The sequence below is a fragment of the Mesorhizobium sp. M1004 genome, assembly GCF_040318795.1.
Classification (GTDB): Bacteria; Pseudomonadota; Alphaproteobacteria; order Rhizobiales; family Rhizobiaceae; genus Mesorhizobium.
Genome location: NZ_JAMYNB010000008.1, coordinates 306,128 through 324,077 on the forward strand (window position 1 = coordinate 306,128; position 17,950 = coordinate 324,077).

Consider the following 17,950-nt stretch of genomic DNA (forward strand, 5'->3'; position numbering starts at 1 on the left):
TGGATGCTCCGGGTTCCGGCTTTTCCTCACGCCTTTGGCAAATAAGGAATCGTTCCGGCGAGATCGGTATCGTCGATCAGTTGAAAGCGGCTGTCGCTGCCCTTCCGGCGCTCCGCCACAAACGGAGCGTATTGCGGATCGTTGGTGAAGGCTTCGGCTGCCTTTGCCGATGGAAACGCCATGATGGCGATCAGGCTGGTGTCGAGCGGCTTGCCCTCCAGCGTCTTCACATTGCCGCTGCGGGCGAGATACTTGCCGCCATGCTTGTGGACGAGGTCATGCACCGAAGCGGCATAGGCCGGCACCCATTTGTCATCCTTCACCTTGATGTCTGCGATCACGTAAGCGGTCATTGTCCAACTCCTCATGGATCGGCACCGGACTGCCCGGTGACGTGACCGCTGCCTCGCATGGCGGCGCCGGACCGCTCCAGTCACAGAACTGTACCGGGGGTGCCAGTACAGCTTCTGTACTGGCTGAACTCAGGTTTTCTGAATAAGGTCCGGCAACATCTTTTGGAGCTCACCACATGACACAAGCCGGTTACAAGCAATTCTGCCCGCTCTCCATGGCCGCCGAGCTGCTCTGCACACGCTGGACCATGGTGCTGCTGCGCGAACTGGTGGCGGGATCGACCCGCTTCAACGATTTGCGCCGCGGCGTGCCGAAAATGTCGCCAACCCTTCTGTCGCAACGGCTCAAGGACCTCGAGGCCGGCGGCATCGTCGAGCGGACCGAGATCGCGACCGAGAAGGGCGTGTTCGAATACCGGCTGACCGAGGCGGGCCGGGATTTGCGCCCGGTTGTCGAGGCGATGGGGTTTTGGGGCCAGAAATGGGTCGAGGCTAGGCTGTCGCTCAAAAACCTCGATCCGTCGCTGCTGATGTGGGACATGCGGCGCAATCTGAACCCCAGTCCGCTGCCGGACGGGCGCACCGTGATACAATTCCTGTACCATGACCTGCCGGCGTCAAAACGATCGTGGTGGCTGATCGTCGAAAAGCAGGGCGAGGTCGATCTTTGCTGGTACGATCCGGGCTTCGACGTCGATCTCTACGTCTCGACCGATCTGTGCACCATGACCTCGATCTGGATGGGGCTGACGACAGTTCACAAGGAACGCGACAAGATCAGCCTGACCGGCGATCTCGACGTCGCCGGCAAGATGCAGATCTGGCTTGGGCTCAGCCCGTTTGCGGTGATGCCGAAGCGCGTGGCGGCTTGAGGTCCCTGCGCATTCCACAGATCGGCTTGCCTCTAAAAATACAAAATGCAATCAGTTTGAATACTGATTGCAAATCACAACTGGTCACCGAAAGGGAGTCTCCATGTCCAAACTTCGCGTCAATGCCTTCACCTTGTCGCTCGACGGTTTCGGCGCCGGTCCTGACCAGGACCTGCAAAATCCGCTCGGCGTTGGTGGCGAATATCTGCACAAATGGATGACCGGCACCCGCACCTTCCATGAGATGGTCGGCAAGGATGGCGGCACCACCGATGTGGACGACCGGTTCACTGTCCGCAGCTTCGACAATGTCGGGGCCTGGATCCTCGGCCGCAACATGTTCGGCCCAATCCGCGGCGAATGGCTAGACGAGAGCTGGAAAGGCTGGTGGGGCGACAACCCGCCCTATCACGTGCCGACCTTCGTGCTGACCCACTACAAGCGCGACCCCATTGTGATGGAAGGCGGCACCGTTTTCCACTTCGTTGCCGGCGGCATCCACGCCGCGCTCGAACAAGCAAAGGCCGCGGCCGGCGGCAAGGATGTCCGCGTCGGCGGCGGCGTTTCCACCATCCGGCAATATCTGCAAGAGAAGCTCATCGACGAGTTGCATCTGGCGGTGTCGCCGGTGTTGCTCGGGAGGGGCGAGAGCCTGTTTGCCGGGCTGGATATGCTGAAGCTGGGTTACCAGTGCACCGAGCAGGTGGCGACAGCGCTCGCCACGCATGTGACGATCAAGCGGGTGTAGTGGCGAAGTGATAGGCGCAGGCTTCTTTCTCCCCGTTCTACGGGGAGAAATGCCCGGCAGGCAATGAGGGGCAGCGCTGCTTTTGGAGGTTAGCAGCGTCCGACGACTGTGAATTCGTCGATGCCGGCGCTGCCCCTCATCCGCCCTTCGGGCACCTTCTCCCCGTGAAACGGGGAGAAGGAAAAGTGCTCAATACTTCTCCGGCACGTAAAGCTCGCGCGGCAGGACCTGGCGCTCGTACTCCGGGTTGAACACCCGCTCGGGCAGCGTGATTTCTTCGTGCGGCACGTCCTCATAGGGCAGCTGTTTGAGGAGATGGTCGATGCAGTTCAGCCGCGCCCGCTTCTTGTCGTTGCCTTCGACGATGTACCACGGTGCCTCTGGGATGTTGGTGCGGGCAAACGTCTCTTCCTTGGCCTTGGTGTACTGCTCCCAGCGCACGCGCGACTGCAGGTCCATCGGCGACAGCTTCCACTGCTTCATCGGATCGTGGATGCGCATCATGAAGCGCATCTGCTGTTCCTCGTCGGTGATCGAGAACCAGTATTTGACCAGCGTGACGCCGGAGCGGACCAGCATGCGCTCGAACTCCGGCACGTCGCGGAAGAACTCTTCGACCTGATCGGGTTCGGCAAAGCCCATCACCCGCTCGACGCCGGAGCGGTTGTACCAGGAGCGGTCGAACAGCACGATCTCGCCGCCGGCCGGCAGATGCGGCACGTAGCGCTGGAAATACCATTGTGACTTTTCGCGCTCGGTCGGCGCCGGCAGCGCCACGACGCGGCAGATGCGCGGGTTGAGGCGCTGGGTGATGCGCTTGATGACGCCGCCCTTGCCGGCGGAATCACGGCCCTCGAAAACCACCACTAGCTTCTTCTTGTGGTAGGCAACCCAGGACTGCAGCTTGATCAGTTCCGACTGCAAGCCGATCAGGTCGCGGAAATACTGCATGCGATCGATCGACGGCGGATGGGCGTTCTTGTAGATCTTGGCGATCTCCAACGACAGCGCCGGCTCCGAGATTTCCAGCTCATAGTCCTCGTCGAGCGTGTCGGCGAGTTCGGCTTCCAGCCAATCCCTGGCCGCAGAATTCTGCTTTAGCTCATTCATTTCCACTGCTCCGCTTGCCGGCTGACATGAAACCCTGAGCCGACTTGATATAGGCCGGCAATGACGGTTTTATTGCAAGCCGCCGGCCAGCCGGTCTTCACTGCAAAGCAGCGAGGCATTGCCGATCCAGCGCCCTGGCATGGCGACAAGCCGCTCAAATTGTCCTACAAATAGCGGACCCGTTCGGGCTTCCCCGCCCTTTCCTGCTAAAACCGCCTCCCCACCAAAACTACGAGGATCAGACATGGAATACCGCACGCTTGGCCGTTCCGGCTTGAAAGTTTCGGCGCTGACCTTGGGAACCATGACCTTCGGCGGCAGCGGGCCGTTCGCTGCCGTCGGCAATTCCGATCTCGCGGAGGCCTCGCGCATCATCGACACTTGCATCGATGCCGGCATCAATCTCATCGACACCGCCAATGTCTATTCCAACGGTCTGTCGGAAGAGATCATCGGCGAGGCGCTCGGCGGCAAGCGCAAGAACGACGTGCTGATCGCCTCCAAAGCGCGCATGCGGATCGGCAAGGGCCCCAATGACGAAGGCCTGTCGCGCCATCATCTGATCCGCGAATGCGAGAAGAGCCTGAAGCGCCTCAGGACCGATGTCATCGACATCTATTTCCTGCACGAATGGGACGGCGCGACGCCGCTCGAGGAAACCATCGCCGCGCTCGACACGCTGGTTGCCCAGGGCAAGATCCGCTATGTCGGCTGCTCCAACTATTCCGGCTGGCAGGTCATGAAGGCGCTCGGCATCAGCGACAGCCAGCACCAGCCGCGCTTCGTCACCCAGCAGATCCACTACACGCTGGAAGCACGCGAGGCCGAGTATGAGCTCTTGCCGATCTCGGTCGACCAGGGCCTTGGCGTTTTGGTGTGGAGCCCGCTCGCCGGCGGCCTGCTGTCGGGAAAATACCGCCGCGACAGTCCGACGGCGCGCCAGATCGGCGGCTGGTCGGAACCCCCGATCCGCGACGAGGATCGGCTGTGGCGGATTGTCGACGTGCTGGTCGATATCGGTGCGGCACGCGGCGTTTCGGCGGCCCAGGTGGCGCTGGCCTGGCTGCTTGGCCGGCCGGCCGTCAGCTCGCTGGTGATCGGGGCGCGCAACGAAGCCCAGTTGAAAGACAATCTCGCCGCGGCGAGCCTGACGCTGTCCTTTGATGAACGCCAGCGTCTCGATGCCGTCAGCCGGCCTCCGGTGCTCTATCCCTACTGGCACCAGCAGTTTACGGCGAAGGACCGCTTCGGCCCGGCCGATCTGGTTATGGACCGCAGCGTCATCTGACTTAAGGGCGCCGGAAGCCGCTAGCCCGCGATAAACCGCCAGACCTGCGGATCGGGCTCGATCTGGCCGCTGAGCACGAAATATTTGTAGAGCACGAGCAGGCAGATCGCCTGCTCGGCCCGCTCGTCGGCGAATTTGCGGCAATAGGCGTTGGCCGCCGCAACGATGCGCTGGGCCTCGGCCGGATGCTGCTCGAGATGATGCACCCGCTCGGCCAGATCGCTGAAGTCGGGCGCCAGCGGCACATAATGGACATCGGGCTCGAGCTGCCCCTCGGCGAACCAGGTCTCGTAAGTCGGCGGCGGCATCAGGCAGAGCGAGTTCGAGCTCATGATCCATTTCAGATTGGTCGCGACATCATTGCCTTCGAGCGAGATGATGTAGCGGTAGCGGCGCTGCTGATCGATGCTGAGATAGGGCTTGCGGTATTCCGCAGGTGCTGTCGCCCTCGGCGTGCCGACATCGCAGAACGGCAGATTGCGGGCTGCATCCAGCAACAAGGTGCGGATCGGATTGTTGAGTTCGCCGCGCCAAACGACGAGCGGATGCTTGTCGGCGAAGGCGACATCGTCGGCCGGCATGTAGAAATGACGGAACTTGTTCAGCTTGAACAGGACGCCGTTGCCGTTGTCGCCCGCTATCGGCCGGTCCTTGACGATCGACGGCATCTTCGGCACTTCGATGACGTCGCCGAATTCCAGGTCGATGCGCAGATCTGGGTCGAAATAACGGGTGAACTCCTTCAGATCGTAATAGTACATGCTGCGGTCCGACGGCAGCCGGCTGACCGGCACGGCCTCGGGGCTGGGGCTAAAAGGCTCCCGCAGCGTGTTGTAGTAATTGAGCCGCTGGCGGACCGATGCGTCGGAAAGCCTGGCCTGATCGAGCAGCCGGCCGAGCCGGCGCCGGAAAAGAACCGGCGGCGCGATGTCGCGCATGGCGTTGCGCGCATAGTAGATCAGCTTCTGTGCGTTTCTTTGAAGCGTGGCCATCGGTCGTTTTGATTCGAAATCGGTCGGCGGCGGCTCCAGCAACTGTCCCGCAGCCTTTTCTAAACCATTGTGTTCGCCATCACGCAAGTCCAGAACCGCTGGCATCTGCCCTCGCGGCGCTGTTGTGTTTGCCGGCCAATGCTTCTAGGCAGGATCAGGCACAGCGAAAGGAAACGATATGGCTCGACCACCGAATTACGGTCAGGAACGCAAAGAGCGCGACCGGCAGAAGGCCGCCAAGAAGGCGGAGAAGCTCGCCGCCAAGGTCGCGGCCAAGGAGCGCGCCGAGCCTGAGAACGAGGCAAGTTCCAAAACCGACACCGAGACAGAAAAATAGGCAAGACAGGATCACCGGCCCGCGAAACGGGCCGGATCCTGGCAAAATGCCGGTCTGATCAGGCCGATGTGATCAGGCCGGGGCCTTGTCGCTGACGAAGACGTTGACCTCGCGCGCGGCGGCGATGAAGGCGCGTCTTGCAATCATCGCCGGCTTGTCGCCGGCCAGCGCGTCATGGCAGGCCTGCAGCGCTTCGCGATGCTTGGGGCTGCGCTTGCCGGGCCAGCTGTTGAGCAGGTAATCGGAAGCCTCACGCACCGTACGCAAGAGCTGAGTGCTTCCCTCCGTGCCCGACTTAACGGTCACGGGTGTTTCAAATCGGTTGTTTTCCATGGCCGCCTCTTACGCCATCGGTGTCCGCGAAGCGAGGCCGAAAGCGGATGGCGTCGGCGTTCTTTCGTTTTCGTGACCGGTATCAAGCGTCGACGACAGCAAAACCCCTGGCGCGCAGGCCGCGCCGGTCATTGTGCAACGACGTCACCAGGCGGGCGCGGCTGCCGGCTATATGGGCGGAAAGTCGCGCCGCCGCCGCATCGGCATCGCCGGCCCGCACCGCTGCCAGAATGGCGTGATGCTCGCTCCAGGCGCGGCCAAGGGCCGCCTCGTCGCGCACCTCCAGCCAGCGCGCCCGCGACAGCCGCGTCATGGCATCGCGCACGGCCCGAAACAGGAACTCGTTGCCGGAGAGCCGCGCCAGTTCGATATGGAAATCCATGCCGACGCGGTGCCATTCCTCGCGCGGCGTGGCAGTGTCGCAGGAGTCCAGCATCGCCTTGATGACATCGGCTGCGCTCCTGTCGGCCAGCGCCGAAGTCAGCCTGACCGCCGCGACCTCGACGGCTTCGCGGTACACCGCGATCTGTTCCAGTTCGGCAAGGTTGATCGGCGACACGGTCCAACCGCGCCCGTCGCGGCAGATCAGCCCTTCCGTCTCCAGCCGCAGCAGGGCTGCCCTGACCGGCGTGCGCGAGGCGCCGAAGCGGCTCTCGATCCAGCGCTCCGTCAGCCGCTCGCCAGGACCGACCTCGAGGCCAAGGATCATCTCGCGAAGCGCTTTTTCGACGATGTGCATCTGCGACATAGTTGCTTCCATTGCTGGCGATCGGCCTTGCCCGTTGGTCTTGCCGATCACATTGAGAGCGCCTGATTGACAGCAGCCGGGCTTTGCGTCCATGAGGGTACCAAGTTGGTATCCCAAAATGGTATCCGCAGCAAGCGGACAGGACAGGACATGCCGCAGGACAGTGCAGCGCGGGCCGCCGAAGTGCCTTCCACCTACAACATTCATTGGCGGCGCAACCTGTTCGTGTGCTTTGCCGGATCGTTCAGCACGCTTGTGGCGATGACGTTGCTGCTGCCGTTCCTGCCGCTCTATGTCGAACAGCTGGGCGCCGTGGGCCACGCGGCGATCGTGCAATGGTCCGGCATCGCTTTCGGCGCCACCTTCCTTGCCGCCGCCCTTGTCGCGCCACTGTGGGGACGGCTGGGTGACCGTTATGGCCGCAAGGTGATGCTGGTGCGCGCCAGTTTCGGCATGGCGATCTGCATGTCGCTGACCGGCATGGTGCAGACCGTCTGGCAATTGGTGCTTTTGCGCCTGTTGATCGGCTTTGCCGGCGGTTATTCCTCAGGCTCGACGATCCTTGTCGCCATGCAGACGCCGAAGGAGCGCTCCGGCTGGGCGCTTGGCGTGCTGTCGGCCGGCATCACCGCAGGCTCCCTGGTCGGCCCGTTGCTTGGCGGCGCGCTGCCGCCATTGATCGGTATTCGCGCCACCTTCCTCATCGCGGGCGGCGTCATTTTCCTGGCGGCGCTGGCGACGACGTTCCTGATAAAGGAGATGCCTCGCCCGCCAGTACAGGCAAAACGCGAGGAGAAACCAAAGGGAAGTTGGGCGCAGATCCCCGACAAACGCCCTGTCGTGGCCATGCTGGCGACCGGCATGCTGTTCACCTTCGCCAACATGTCGATCGAGCCGATCATCACCGTCTACGTCCAGCAACTGGTCGCGGACGCAAGCCGGGTGACCCTGGTCTCAGGTGTCGTCATGTCGGCGGCCGCACTCGGCGCCATCCTGTCGGCGTCACGGTTGGGCAAACTCGCCGACCGCATCGGCCACTGGAACGTCATCGTCGCATCGCTGGCCGTCTCGGCTCTGCTGTTGATACCGCAGGCCTTCGTCACCGAGAGCTGGCAGTTGGTCGGGCTGCGGTTCCTTATGGGTCTGGTGCTGGGCGGGCTGTTGCCCTGCATCACCAGCGTCATCCGCCACAATGTTCCCGATGGGGTCGGCGGCAATGTGCTGGGCCTGGCAATCTCGGCGCAATATGTCGGCCAGGTTGCGGGGCCGCTGCTGGGCGGCTTCGTCGGCGGCCATTTCGGCATGCGCGCGGTGTTTCTCGGCACGTCGTTGCTGATGGCGGGCGGTGCCGCGTATAATTGGCTGGCCCAGGCGCGCCGCACGCGCGACATGCTGGCGATATCGGAAAAATCCTGACAGACAGGTCGCGCCGCCTATCGTCAATCACGGAGCCCGAGACATGAGCATCGCCGAGTCAGCACCAGCAAACAGCGCGCGCATCCTCGTTTTCGCCGGCGGCATTGCCGGCGCGGCGGGCGTGGCGCTGTCGGCGGCTTCAGCGCATCTCGGCGGCGCGTTCGTCGGCACGGCCGCATCCTTCCTGCTCATGCATGCGCCGGTGTTTTTGGCCGTCGGCCTCGCCGGCGCAAACCGGATCTTGCGGATCGGCAGCCTGGTGCTGCTCGTCGGGCTTGTTCTGTTCTGCGGCGATCTGCTGGCACGGGATTTCGTGGGATCGCGGCTGTTCCCAATGTCGGCGCCGATCGGCGGCACCTTGCTCATCGCGGGCTGGCTGGTGATCGCGGCCTCGGCGCTCGTGCGGCAACGGTCCTGACGAGCCAAGAACCCTGCCCCATCAGATATCACACGAGGCTTAATCCTGCCGGTTTTGCGGCAGCAGGTCGCGGTTGCGCTTGGCAGACTTGGTCGGCCGCCGCCTTTCCGGCTGCTCCGTGGCAGGCGAGATACCCCAGTAGTTGCGATAAATGTCTTCGAACAGATGCTTCACGGGATGCATGTTCGTCTCCTCTTTAAGCACTTGAATCGATCCAATCAGCTGGCACGAAAATGCCGGGGCCGATCAGCTGCGCTTGCGTTTCACAAGGTATTGCAGGTCACGCCTCCACGGCCCGACCTTGTCGCGGCGCTTGCGGGTGGCGGCGTCGGAGACTATGCCCCAATCATTGCCATAGATGTCTTCGAACAGATAATTCACGGGATGCATGGCACCCTCCTCTTGAATCGATCCAAGTTGTACTTGGTGAATCCCTTGGATCGATTCAAATATAGACTCTCTCCGCCGTCCGATCAAGGGAAAATTTGAACCGATCCAACGAAAGTGCTAAACAGGCTCCGGTTCAGGAGACGAAAATGACGGCATTGACCTCCGGCAAGACGAGACCAGTGCGGCTTGCCGACATCGCCAAGGCGGCCGGGGTCTCGCACGGTACCGCGTCCAACGTGTTCGCTCGCCCGGAAATCGTGCGCGAAGAGGTCCGCGAGCGGGTCAAGGCGGCGGCGGAAGCGATGGGCTATGCCGGCCCGGATCCCAAGGGCCGGCTGCTGCGCGCCGGCAAGGTCAACGCCATCGGCGTGGCAACGGCAGAACCATTGTCCTATTTCTTCGACGATCCCTTTGCCCGCGTCATGATGGCTAGCATTTCGCAGGCCTGCGACGCCACCGGCGCCGGAATTTCGCTGGTCTCGGCCGCCAACAGCGAGCAGCTCGCCTGGAACATCCAGAGCGCCCTGGTCGACGGCTTCATCGTGTTCTGCATCGAGGGTGGGTCGCGGCTGGTCGAACTGGCGCGCGAACGCAAACTGCCTTTCGTGGCGCTTGATCTCGATTCGGAAAATGAGGCGGTCGCTGCGATCGGCGTCGACAACGTCGCCGGCGCGGGTCTGGCGGCGCGCCATCTGGCCGAGTTCGGCCATCGCAGCTTTGCCGTACTCGCCCTGGAATCTGCCGACGCTGGCTTTGGTCCCGTCACGCAGGAGCAAGTCGAGACGACATCCCTCTACTCGGGCACACGCGACCGTCTGCGTGGCTATTTCGGCGAGCTCTCCCGCTTCGGCATCGACGTCTCGCAAGTGCCAATCTACGAAACCCTCAATGACGAGGCGAGCGTTCGGGCCGGCCTCGATCATATTTTCGCGCTGCCGCAGACGCCGACGGCAATCCTGGCCATGTCGGACAAGATCGCGCTGCATGCGCTCGACTGGCTGCGCGAGCGTAACATTGCCGTGCCGGGCGATGTGTCAATCGTCGGCTTCGACGGCGTGCCGGAAGGCGCCGACTCCGAGCCGCCACTAACCACTGTCGCCCAGCCGATCGCCGAGATGGGCCGGCTGGCCGTCGAGGCGATCCTCGAAAATGACGGCTCGCAGCACCGGCAATTGCTGCCGGTCGATCTTGTGGTGCGGGGGTCGTCCGGCCCCTCGCCTGCTAGCTAGGCGGCTGATGTGGGATCATCGGCTTAGCCTTGGCATCGCGGGCATGCCGAAGGTCTGGTGAACGGCTGGCGCTTCTTTGCGAACCGGCTTTTTGCCCAAGCCGATGCCGGACAGCCACTCAAGATAGAAGGCGAGCGCGAATTGCATGGCGATGCCGGCCGAAATCAGCAAGACGTCATAGGCAAAGCCGCCCGGATTGATCAGCTTCATCACCTGCGCCGCCATGGCGATCAGCGTGCCGGCGAGGAACACCGGCAAGGAGCGCTTGCCGAGCAGGGCAAGCGGATGGTCCGGGCTGAGACGGAACAGGTTCGAGAAAGCCGGCAGGGCGACGATCAGATAGCTCACCGCCAATATGTGCAGGAGCCGCGGCAGCGACAGGAACGTCTTGTCGAAGCCGCCGATCACCACGGGCAGGTTAAACCACGTTATCTCGCCCCAGAGCGGGCTGTGCACCCAGACCGCCGCTGCCGCGACATAGGTCGCCGCGGCGCCCACCAGCCAACGATTGACGGGAATTGTGCCGCCGCGCCTGACATGCAGCATGCCGGCAAGGCCGATGTTGAACAGGAATTGCCAGGACAGCGGGTTGAGGAACCAGAAGCCGGGCTCGGGATAGTTCGGCGGCGCGATCTGCCAGAGGCCGGCGACGAGCCACAGCGCGCCGGAAAAGACCAGCGCCGGCAGCGGCCGGTAGCTGACGAAGAGCAGGAAGAGCGGCGCCATCAACAGCAGCGCCGCATAGACCGGCAGGATGTTGTTGTAGCCAAGCTGGTGGCCGAGCGTGACAATGCCGATCATGACCTCCGGCGTGTTCTTCATCAGCGGCTCGATGTTGATCAGCTTGAGCAGTTCCGGCCGCCGGCCGAACACCGCCGCGGCGCAGAACAACGCCATCACAACCATGGTGGTGACGATGTGGGCGCTGTAAAGCACGCCGGCCCGGCGCCACATCTTCAACATCGCCAGCAGCCGGCCGCCCGGCTGGAACTTGGTGCCATATGCGAGTGCGACCGACATGCCGGAAATCAGCACGAAGGCTTCCGCCGCGTCCGAGAATCCGAAATTCTTGTAGGTCAGCGTTTCGAAGACGGTGCCCGGCACGTGGTCGATATAGATGGTCAGGAGTGCGAGCGCACGGAACACGTCAACGCGCGTGTCGCGATCGGGGATACGCGGAGCGCGATCGGCGATACGCGGGGCGCGATCGGGCGGAACTGGCAGGGTCATTGACAAAAGGCCTCAAAGGAGAGCAAGGGTGCTCGCGTTGTTCATGCCGGGATGCGACCATCGGCGCACACCGCTTCGATTCCTCCCGCAGGGAGCGTATCGGCGCAGAAACGGTCTGAAATGAGCCTGTTGCAATCACATTTCGCGGAGCGTGAAAATATTCCGTTTTGAAGCTGGCAAAGGACCAATGTCTCCGTGAAATCAATGAGATATGAGCGTGCATCGATATAGCGACGAGAACGCCTTTCTGCATCAGGATCTGGCGTTTCCCTACCGCCTCCTCAAGCCGGAGAATGCCGGCGGCGAGAGCCTGTTTTTACTGCACGGATCGGGTGTCGACGAAACGACGATGGTGCCGATTGCGAGGCAGATCGCTCCCAACGCCACGCTGGTCGCGGTGCGTGGCCGCATCCGCCAAGAAGACGGCTTCCGCTGGTTCGAGCGGATCACGCCGACCAGTTTTGAACAGGCGAGCATCCGTGCCGAAACATCGTACTTTGCCGCCTTCGCAAGCGAGGCCGCAAAGCGCCACGGGCTCGACCTCGCCCGGGCGACTTTCGTCGGCTATTCCAACGGCGCCAATCTGGTTTCCAGCCTGATGCTGCTCAACTCTGACCTAGTCCGAAAAGCAGTGCTGCTGAGAGCTATGCCCGTGCTTGACGATGCGCCGGCAACCGATCTGACCGGAACGCGCGTCCTGATTGTCGCCGGTGCCGCCGACGAGACCTACGGGCCGTTTGCGCCGCCACTGGTGAGGCTGCTCAACAAACATGGCGCCGAGGTCGATGCGCGCATCGTGCCTTCAGGTCACGAAATCGGCGACCCGGATGCCGCCATCGTCCGGCAATGGTTGGCGGGACCAGCATTGGTCGCACGCCAGGCAGGCTAGGAGACCTTGGTAGACCGCATCGGCGCCCGGCGGAACAGCTGAGCAGATGCTCGTCGCCTAGCCCTGTCCCATCCGGTTCCAGGCATCGAGCCCGGCGATCTTGTAGGCTTCGGCCAGCGTCGGATAGTTGAAGGTGTTGTTGACGAAGAAATCAACCGTGCCGCCGAGGTTGATCACCGCCTGGCCGATATGGATCAGTTCGGTGGCGCCTTCGCCGACGATGTGGGCGCCGAGCAGGCGGCGCGTTTCGACCGAGAACAGCAGCTTCAGAAAGCCGGAGTTGACGCCCATGATGTGGCCGCGCGAGGTTTCGCGGAACCGCGCCAGACCGACTTCATAAGCAGCGCCGCTCTCGCGCACCTGCTCCTCCGACTGACCAACGGTGGAGATTTCCGGCACGGCGTAGATGCCATAGGGGAAGGTTTCCGGCGGCGGTGGCAGTTGCACGCCGAAGGCGTGGCAGGCGGCCACCCTGCCCTGCTCCATCGATGTCGAGGCAAGGCTGGGGAAACCGATGACGTCGCCGGTGGCATAGATGTTGGGCGCACTGGTCTGGAAGGTCTGCGGATCGACCTTGATGCGGCCCCGGGAATCGGCCTCGATGCCGACCACGTCGAGGCCGAGGCTGCCGAGATTGCCGCTGCGGCCGGCGGCGTAAAGCACGATCTCGGAGCGGATGGTGCGGCCATCGGCGAGCGTCACTTCGGCATAGTCGGGTTTTGAGACGATTTCCTTGACCGTACTGCCGAGGCGAATGGTCATGCCGCGGTCGCGCATCTGGTGGATGAAGTCGTCGACGATCTCGCGGTCGACGAAATCGAGGATGGTGTTGCGCGGCTCCACCAGCGTCACCGGCACGTCGAGCGCCGAAAAGATCGTCGCATATTCAACGCCGATGACGCCGGCGCCGATCACCGTCAGCGTGCGCGGCAGATGGTCGAGTTCCAGCATCTCGTCGCTGTCGAAGACGCGGATCTTGTCGAAGGGCACGTCGCGCGGCCGGTGCGGCCTGGTGCCGACCGCGATCAGCGCATTGGTGAAACCAACCTCCGAGTAGTCGCCATTGTCTGCCGTCAGGCTGACCTTGTTTGGGCCGACGAATTTCGCCATGGCGCGCACGCTTTTGACGGCGTTGCGCATAAACTGGTGCTGCAGCACCTCGACCTCGTGGTCGAGCGTCTTGTGCAGCCGCTCGACCAGGTCGGCGATGGAGATGTCCTGCTTGACCCGGTAGCCTCGGCCGTAAAAGCCCCGCTCGCGCCAGCCGGACAGGTTCAGCACCGTCTCGCGCAGCGTCTTCGACGGGATGGTGCCGGTGTGCACCGAGACGCCGCCGAGGCGCCGGCCCCTGTCGACCACCAGCACCGATTTGCCGAGCTTGGCCGATTGCACCGCGGCGCGGCGCCCGGAAGGGCCGCTGCCGATGACCAGCATGTCGTAATCCATGTAACCCCGTCCCCTCGGCGTCTTGTTGCGCCGCAGCAAGCTAACGCCATCCGTCCACCAAATTCAATCGGCTCAACCTCGTCACACTGCCGAGCCGGACCGATGGACGAACCGATCTTGATTCCGCCCGCGGTCTTCACCATTTCAGTGGCGGCGCACCCTAGCGTGGCGCCTGTTACGAGGACATGACATGAACGCGCGCGTACTTGACGGCGAAATCATCACCAGCAGGCTCGACGACGTCAGGGCCTATGACGGTGTGCGCACGCGGCGCATCCTGGCCTTCATCATCGACTATTGCATCGTGGCGCTGCTCACCATTCCGTTCGCGATCCTGGTGGCCGTGCTTGGCCTTTTGACATTCGGTCTTGGCTGGGCGCTGTATTCCATCCTCGTGCCGGCGGTCGCCATTCTCTACATCTGGAACACGCTGGGCGGTCGCAACCAGGCCACATCAGGCATGAAGATGATGGGCATTCGGCTCGATCGTCTCGACGGCAGCCGTATCGACGGCCTCACCGCCGTTGTCCATTCGGTGCTGTTCTGGGCGAGCACGGTCATCCTGACGCCGCTCGTCCTCCTGGTGACGCTGTTTTCCGATCGCAAGCGCACACTGCACGACCTGCTGCTTGGCACCGTCGTCAGCCGCAGCGACCGTTGAACCGGCGTTCAACCGACGCCAACAGGCATTTGTGCGCAAATGTGAAGGGGTCCGTTCAACCCCGCCTTCACAATCCTGTTGAATTTTTCGCCAGCCAAGCCAAAGGTAGAGCGATTCGCAGGAGTGTTCCCAAGGTTCGATGACGCACCATCCGACCCAGTCGCCGCAGTTCTTCCTGACCGCGCCATCGCCGTGCCCGTATCTCGAGGGCCAGTTCGAACGCAAGGTGTTCACGCATCTGGTCGGCGACAAGGCGCCGGAGATGAACGATCTGTTGACGCAAGGCGGTTTCCGGCGCTCGCAGAACATCGCTTACCGTCCCGCCTGCGAGACCTGCCGCGCCTGCGTCTCGGTGCGTATCCTGGCGCAGGAGTTCACCGCCAGCCGCAACATGAAGCGGGTGATCCAGCGCAATTCCGATCTGATCGGCGCCATGCACGACGCGCAGCCGTCGACCGAGCAGTATTCGCTGTTTCGCGGCTATCTCGACGCTCGCCATCGCCGCGGCGGCATGTCCGACATGACGGTGCTCGACTACGCCATGATGGTCGAGGATACCCATGTCGACACCAAGGTGATCGAATACCGGCGCCGCGGCCCCGACACATTCATCACCGGCAAGGGCCAGGGCGAGCTGATCGCCGTGGCGCTGACCGACAAGATGGCCGATGGCCTGTCGATGGTCTATTCCTACTTCAATCCCGAGTTCGAGGACCGTTCGCTCGGCACCTTCATGATCCTCGACCATATCGCCCGCGCCCGGGCCATGGGCTTGCCCCATGTCTATCTCGGCTACTGGGTCAACGGCTCGCGCAAGATGAACTATAAAATGCGCTTCATGCCGCAGGAGCATCTCGGCCCGAAGGGCTGGGAACGCTACGACCACGAAGCGGTCACGCGCTGATTTTTCTTCTTACCAGATCCTGATCTAAACATTTTCAGCCGAGACGATGCTGGTCTTCCGCCCGTTGGCGGGGCGATTGCGCCGACCGGCATCTGCTCAAATCATTGCGAAAGCCGTTGCATGTCCTCTCACAATGCCCACACCAAAGGACTCCTGCTCACCGCGCTTGGCGGGCTGGCGCTGACCATCGACATTCCCCTGATCCGGCTCGCCCATGGCGAAGCCTGGACGATCCTTTTGCTGCGCACCGGCTGCACCTTCGTGGCAGGGCTGATCGTATGGGCCATCTGGCGCTCGTTCAGCAAGAATGCTCCGCAGCTGATACCCGGCTGGTCGGGGCTCGTGGTCGCCACACTCTACGGGCTCGGCGCAATCGCCTTCATCACTGCCGTCTACAACACCTCGACCGCCAATCTGGTTTTCATCCTGGCCTTCTCCACCATGTTCTCGGCGCTGCTGTCGTGGCTGTTTCTGAAGGAGCGACCGCAGCCGCTGACGCTTGCGGCAATGGCGCTGATGATCGTCGGCATCGCGATCATCGTCGGCGATTCCGTCGGCACGGGATATCTGTTCGGCGATGTGATGGCGCTGTGTTCGGCCTTGGCGATTGCCTGCGCCATCACCGTTTCACGCGCCAGCGGCAGGGATATGGGATTCACCGCGCTGACCGGCGTCCTGCTGCCGTTCGGGCTGGCGGCGCTCATGGTCTCCAAGACCGGTTTTCAGGTGGAGGCGCCATGGTGGATCGTTTTCAACGGCGCCGTCATCATGCCGTTCGCCTTCTTCTGCCTCGCCAACGGGCCGAAATACATTTCAGGCCCGGAAGTGGCGATGTTCTATCTCCTGGAAACGGTTCTGGCGCCGGTCTGGATATGGATGATCTTTGCCGAGACGCCGTCGCGCAACAGCTTGATCGGCGGCGTGATCCTGATCGTCACGCTGGTTGCCCATTCCCTGTGGCAGTTGCGTGAAGGGCGCAAGCGCCGGGCAGCGCTCGCCGTCGCTTACCCAGCCTGACTTTTCTTCGCCGGGCCGGCGACAATCTCGATCTGCGGCGGCCCGCCTTCGAGCTCGGCCGCCGCGTCGGGAACGGTGTCTTCGGCCAGTTCCACCTCGCGCAGCCATTCGCGCCATATCGCCACCAGCAGTGCCATCAGCACGGGGCCGATGAACAGGCCGAGAAAGCCCATCGTCTTGACGCCGCCGATCAGGCCGAAAAAGGTGGGCAGGAAGGGCAATTTGATCGGTCCGCCGACCAGCTTCGGGCGCAAGGTCTTGTCGACGATGAACAGTTCCACCGCGCCCCAGATGAACAGCGCCAGACCCGCCATCGGCGAGCCGCTGGCGGCGAGGTAGATCGATACCAGCGTAAACGACAGCGGCGCGCCACCGGGGATCAGCGCCATGACGCCGGTGAGCGCGCCGAGCGTCACCGGCGAGGGCACCCCGGCCAGCCAGTAGGCGATGCCCAGCACCAGCCCCTCGCCGATGGCGATCACGGTCATTCCGGTAACGGTCGAGGAAATGGTCGCCGGCACGACGCGCGAAATCCGCTCCCAGCGCGTCGGCAGGATGCGTTCGCCGAGCCGGTCGATCTGGCTGGCAAAGTGTTCGCCGTCGCGGTAGGCGAAGAACAGCGCGATCATCATGAACAGCAGCGTCAGCAACAGGCCGAAGGCGCTGCCGCCGGCAGCCAGCACGCCGCGATAGATGCTGCCGATATTGGCGCCGCTGACCAGCTGGATCAGCTCGCCGATGCCGCCGGGATGGCCGAAATTGTCGATCCACTGTTCGTTCAGCCACTCGCCGACGACAGGCAGCGAGGTGATCCAGTGCGGTGTGACCGCGCCGTGCCTGTTGGTCTCGATCGCCCAGCCCACCCATTCGCGGACCTCGTTGATGGCGTAGGTGCCGGCGAGCGCTATCGGCACCACCAGGAAGGCGAGGATGAACAGGATGGCGAGCGTCGCGGCGACGGTGCGGTTACCGCCGACACCGGCAAGCAGCCGGCGGTAGAGGGGCCAGCTGGCAAAAGCAATGACGAGGGCTGCCAGCACGGGAAACAGGAACCCGTGGAAGAAATAGACGCCGGCGGCGACGATCAGCACCAACAGCCAGCGCGCAGCCGACAGCGGCGGAATGACGGCGGATCGCAACGGTGTCGACAGGCCGAACAGGCGCTGCTGACGTTCCGGCTTCTGGATCTTCGCTTCCTTCAAACGGTCAATTCTCCCCAGCCTACACAGCGTTTATGCACTGTTATAGTGCCGCAATAGTGACGATAGTCCAAATGGTTGGTGAAGCTGCCAATCTCCCCCCTTGTGGGGGAGATGTCCGGCAGGACAGAGGGGGGCGCGAAGGATCGCCAGCCTGGCACCCGACATTGAAGACCCAAGAGTTGCGACCGAGTGGCGAGCCATGACCATTCGATGCGCTGGCGGGACAGCGCCCCCCTCTGGCCTGCCGGCCATCTCCCCCACTTGGGGGGAGATCAGCAGCTTCAACCAAATTTCCCCGTCCGCGGGAATCCCTTCGGCACCATGCGACCGGCCGACGCTCTCGCGCCGATCCATTCCGCCAGCTCCT

21 protein-coding genes are annotated in these 17,950 nt (G+C 62.9%); 11 read left to right on the forward strand and 10 right to left on the reverse strand.

Features of this window, described 5'->3' with window-relative positions; all coding sequences use genetic code 11:
• Positions 1-26 precede the first annotated feature (26 nt).
• Entirely contained in the window at positions 27-353 is a 327-nt protein-coding gene (locus tag NKH54_RS19005) for a DUF1330 domain-containing protein (RefSeq protein ID WP_023673003.1), read from the reverse strand.
• Positions 354-529: 176 nt separating this feature from the next.
• On the opposite strand from NKH54_RS19005, the gene NKH54_RS19010 reads away from it, so the two are divergent.
• Together NKH54_RS19010 and NKH54_RS19015 are read left to right on the forward strand one after the other, a co-directional pair.
• On the forward strand, positions 530-1,225 hold the full coding sequence (locus tag NKH54_RS19010; protein ID WP_023682403.1) for a winged helix-turn-helix transcriptional regulator: 696 nt from the start codon (positions 530-532) through the stop codon (positions 1,223-1,225).
• Between the two features lie 103 nt (positions 1,226-1,328).
• Positions 1,329-1,973, forward strand: coding sequence for a dihydrofolate reductase family protein (locus NKH54_RS19015; RefSeq protein WP_353028723.1), 645 nt, complete (start codon positions 1,329-1,331; stop codon positions 1,971-1,973).
• A gap of 189 nt (positions 1,974-2,162) precedes the next feature.
• Here the strand turns inward: NKH54_RS19015 and ppk2 are convergent, their stop codons facing one another.
• Positions 2,163-3,083: a polyphosphate kinase 2 gene (ppk2, locus tag NKH54_RS19020; RefSeq protein WP_023689516.1), complete on the reverse strand. Its 921-nt coding sequence runs from the start codon at positions 3,081-3,083 to the stop codon at positions 2,163-2,165.
• 244 nt (positions 3,084-3,327) lie between these two features.
• Here ppk2 and NKH54_RS19025 point away from each other — a divergent pair, with 244 nt between their 5' ends.
• Complete coding sequence (locus tag NKH54_RS19025) at positions 3,328-4,371, forward strand: aldo/keto reductase (RefSeq protein ID WP_023730846.1); 1,044 nt, start codon at positions 3,328-3,330, stop codon at positions 4,369-4,371.
• A gap of 20 nt (positions 4,372-4,391) precedes the next feature.
• Here NKH54_RS19025 and NKH54_RS19030 read toward each other — a convergent pair whose 3' ends face one another.
• Positions 4,392-5,363, reverse strand: coding sequence for a glycosyl transferase family 90 (locus tag NKH54_RS19030; RefSeq protein WP_023700560.1), 972 nt, complete (start codon positions 5,361-5,363; stop codon positions 4,392-4,394).
• A 178-nt stretch (positions 5,364-5,541) separates the two neighbouring features.
• On the opposite strand from NKH54_RS19030, the gene NKH54_RS19035 reads away from it, so the two are divergent.
• Positions 5,542-5,700, forward strand: a complete 159-nt coding sequence (locus NKH54_RS19035) for a hypothetical protein (RefSeq protein WP_023673009.1) — start codon at positions 5,542-5,544, stop codon at positions 5,698-5,700.
• A gap of 72 nt (positions 5,701-5,772) precedes the next feature.
• Here the strand turns inward: NKH54_RS19035 and NKH54_RS19040 are convergent, their stop codons facing one another.
• Both NKH54_RS19040 and NKH54_RS19045 read right to left on the reverse strand, forming a co-directional pair.
• Positions 5,773-6,006, reverse strand: coding sequence for a DUF982 domain-containing protein (locus tag NKH54_RS19040; protein ID WP_245259900.1), 234 nt, complete (start codon positions 6,004-6,006; stop codon positions 5,773-5,775).
• 109 nt (positions 6,007-6,115) lie between these two features.
• On the reverse strand, positions 6,116-6,781 hold the full coding sequence (locus tag NKH54_RS19045; RefSeq protein WP_353028724.1) for a GntR family transcriptional regulator: 666 nt from the start codon (positions 6,779-6,781) through the stop codon (positions 6,116-6,118).
• Positions 6,782-6,931: 150 nt separating this feature from the next.
• Between NKH54_RS19045 and NKH54_RS19050 the strand changes: the two genes are divergently transcribed.
• Complete coding sequence (locus tag NKH54_RS19050) at positions 6,932-8,197, forward strand: multidrug efflux MFS transporter (RefSeq protein WP_027049607.1); 1,266 nt, start codon at positions 6,932-6,934, stop codon at positions 8,195-8,197.
• A 43-nt stretch (positions 8,198-8,240) separates the two neighbouring features.
• Positions 8,241-8,615, forward strand: a complete 375-nt coding sequence (locus tag NKH54_RS19055) for a DUF423 domain-containing protein (protein WP_023673013.1) — start codon at positions 8,241-8,243, stop codon at positions 8,613-8,615.
• A gap of 39 nt (positions 8,616-8,654) precedes the next feature.
• On the opposite strand, the gene NKH54_RS19060 is transcribed toward NKH54_RS19055, so the two are convergent.
• Positions 8,655-8,798, reverse strand: a complete 144-nt coding sequence (locus NKH54_RS19060; RefSeq protein WP_023673014.1) for a hypothetical protein — start codon at positions 8,796-8,798, stop codon at positions 8,655-8,657.
• 63 nt (positions 8,799-8,861) lie between these two features.
• Positions 8,862-9,005 (reverse strand): hypothetical protein, encoded by a 144-nt coding sequence (locus NKH54_RS19065; RefSeq protein WP_023705079.1) that lies wholly within the window; start codon positions 9,003-9,005, stop codon positions 8,862-8,864.
• 146 nt (positions 9,006-9,151) lie between these two features.
• On the opposite strand from NKH54_RS19065, the gene NKH54_RS19070 reads away from it, so the two are divergent.
• Positions 9,152-10,234 (forward strand): LacI family DNA-binding transcriptional regulator, encoded by a 1,083-nt coding sequence (locus tag NKH54_RS19070; protein ID WP_353028725.1) that lies wholly within the window; start codon positions 9,152-9,154, stop codon positions 10,232-10,234.
• 15 nt (positions 10,235-10,249) lie between these two features.
• On the opposite strand, the gene NKH54_RS19075 is transcribed toward NKH54_RS19070, so the two are convergent.
• Positions 10,250-11,464, reverse strand: a complete 1,215-nt coding sequence (locus tag NKH54_RS19075) for an OpgC family protein (protein WP_352911040.1) — start codon at positions 11,462-11,464, stop codon at positions 10,250-10,252.
• A 217-nt stretch (positions 11,465-11,681) separates the two neighbouring features.
• Between NKH54_RS19075 and NKH54_RS19080 the strand changes: the two genes are divergently transcribed.
• Complete coding sequence (locus NKH54_RS19080; protein WP_352460107.1) at positions 11,682-12,353, forward strand: alpha/beta hydrolase; 672 nt, start codon at positions 11,682-11,684, stop codon at positions 12,351-12,353.
• A gap of 57 nt (positions 12,354-12,410) precedes the next feature.
• Here NKH54_RS19080 and sthA read toward each other — a convergent pair whose 3' ends face one another.
• Entirely contained in the window at positions 12,411-13,799 is a 1,389-nt protein-coding gene (gene sthA / locus NKH54_RS19085) for a Si-specific NAD(P)(+) transhydrogenase (RefSeq protein ID WP_023682415.1), read from the reverse strand.
• Positions 13,800-13,989: 190 nt separating this feature from the next.
• Here sthA and NKH54_RS19090 point away from each other — a divergent pair, with 190 nt between their 5' ends.
• The 3 genes from NKH54_RS19090 (at position 13,990) to NKH54_RS19100 (ending at position 16,381) form a co-directional block, all read left to right on the forward strand.
• The gene (locus NKH54_RS19090; RefSeq protein WP_023673020.1) at positions 13,990-14,460 is read left to right on the forward strand and encodes an RDD family protein; all 471 of its coding nucleotides are present in this window, start codon (positions 13,990-13,992) and stop codon (positions 14,458-14,460) included.
• A gap of 139 nt (positions 14,461-14,599) precedes the next feature.
• Positions 14,600-15,364 carry an arginyltransferase gene (locus NKH54_RS19095; protein ID WP_023682417.1) on the forward strand — a complete coding sequence of 255 codons (765 nt, stop codon included), beginning with the start codon at positions 14,600-14,602 and terminating at the stop codon, positions 15,362-15,364.
• A gap of 120 nt (positions 15,365-15,484) precedes the next feature.
• A complete protein-coding gene (locus NKH54_RS19100) occupies positions 15,485-16,381 on the forward strand; it encodes a DMT family transporter (protein WP_023826084.1) in 897 nt (298 codons plus the stop codon).
• Here NKH54_RS19100 and NKH54_RS19105 read toward each other — a convergent pair.
• The gene (locus tag NKH54_RS19105) at positions 16,369-17,583 is read right to left on the reverse strand and encodes an AI-2E family transporter (protein WP_023682419.1); all 1,215 of its coding nucleotides are present in this window, start codon (positions 17,581-17,583) and stop codon (positions 16,369-16,371) included. The genes NKH54_RS19100 and NKH54_RS19105 overlap by 13 nt on opposite strands.
• Positions 17,584-17,950: the final 367 nt, after the last annotated feature.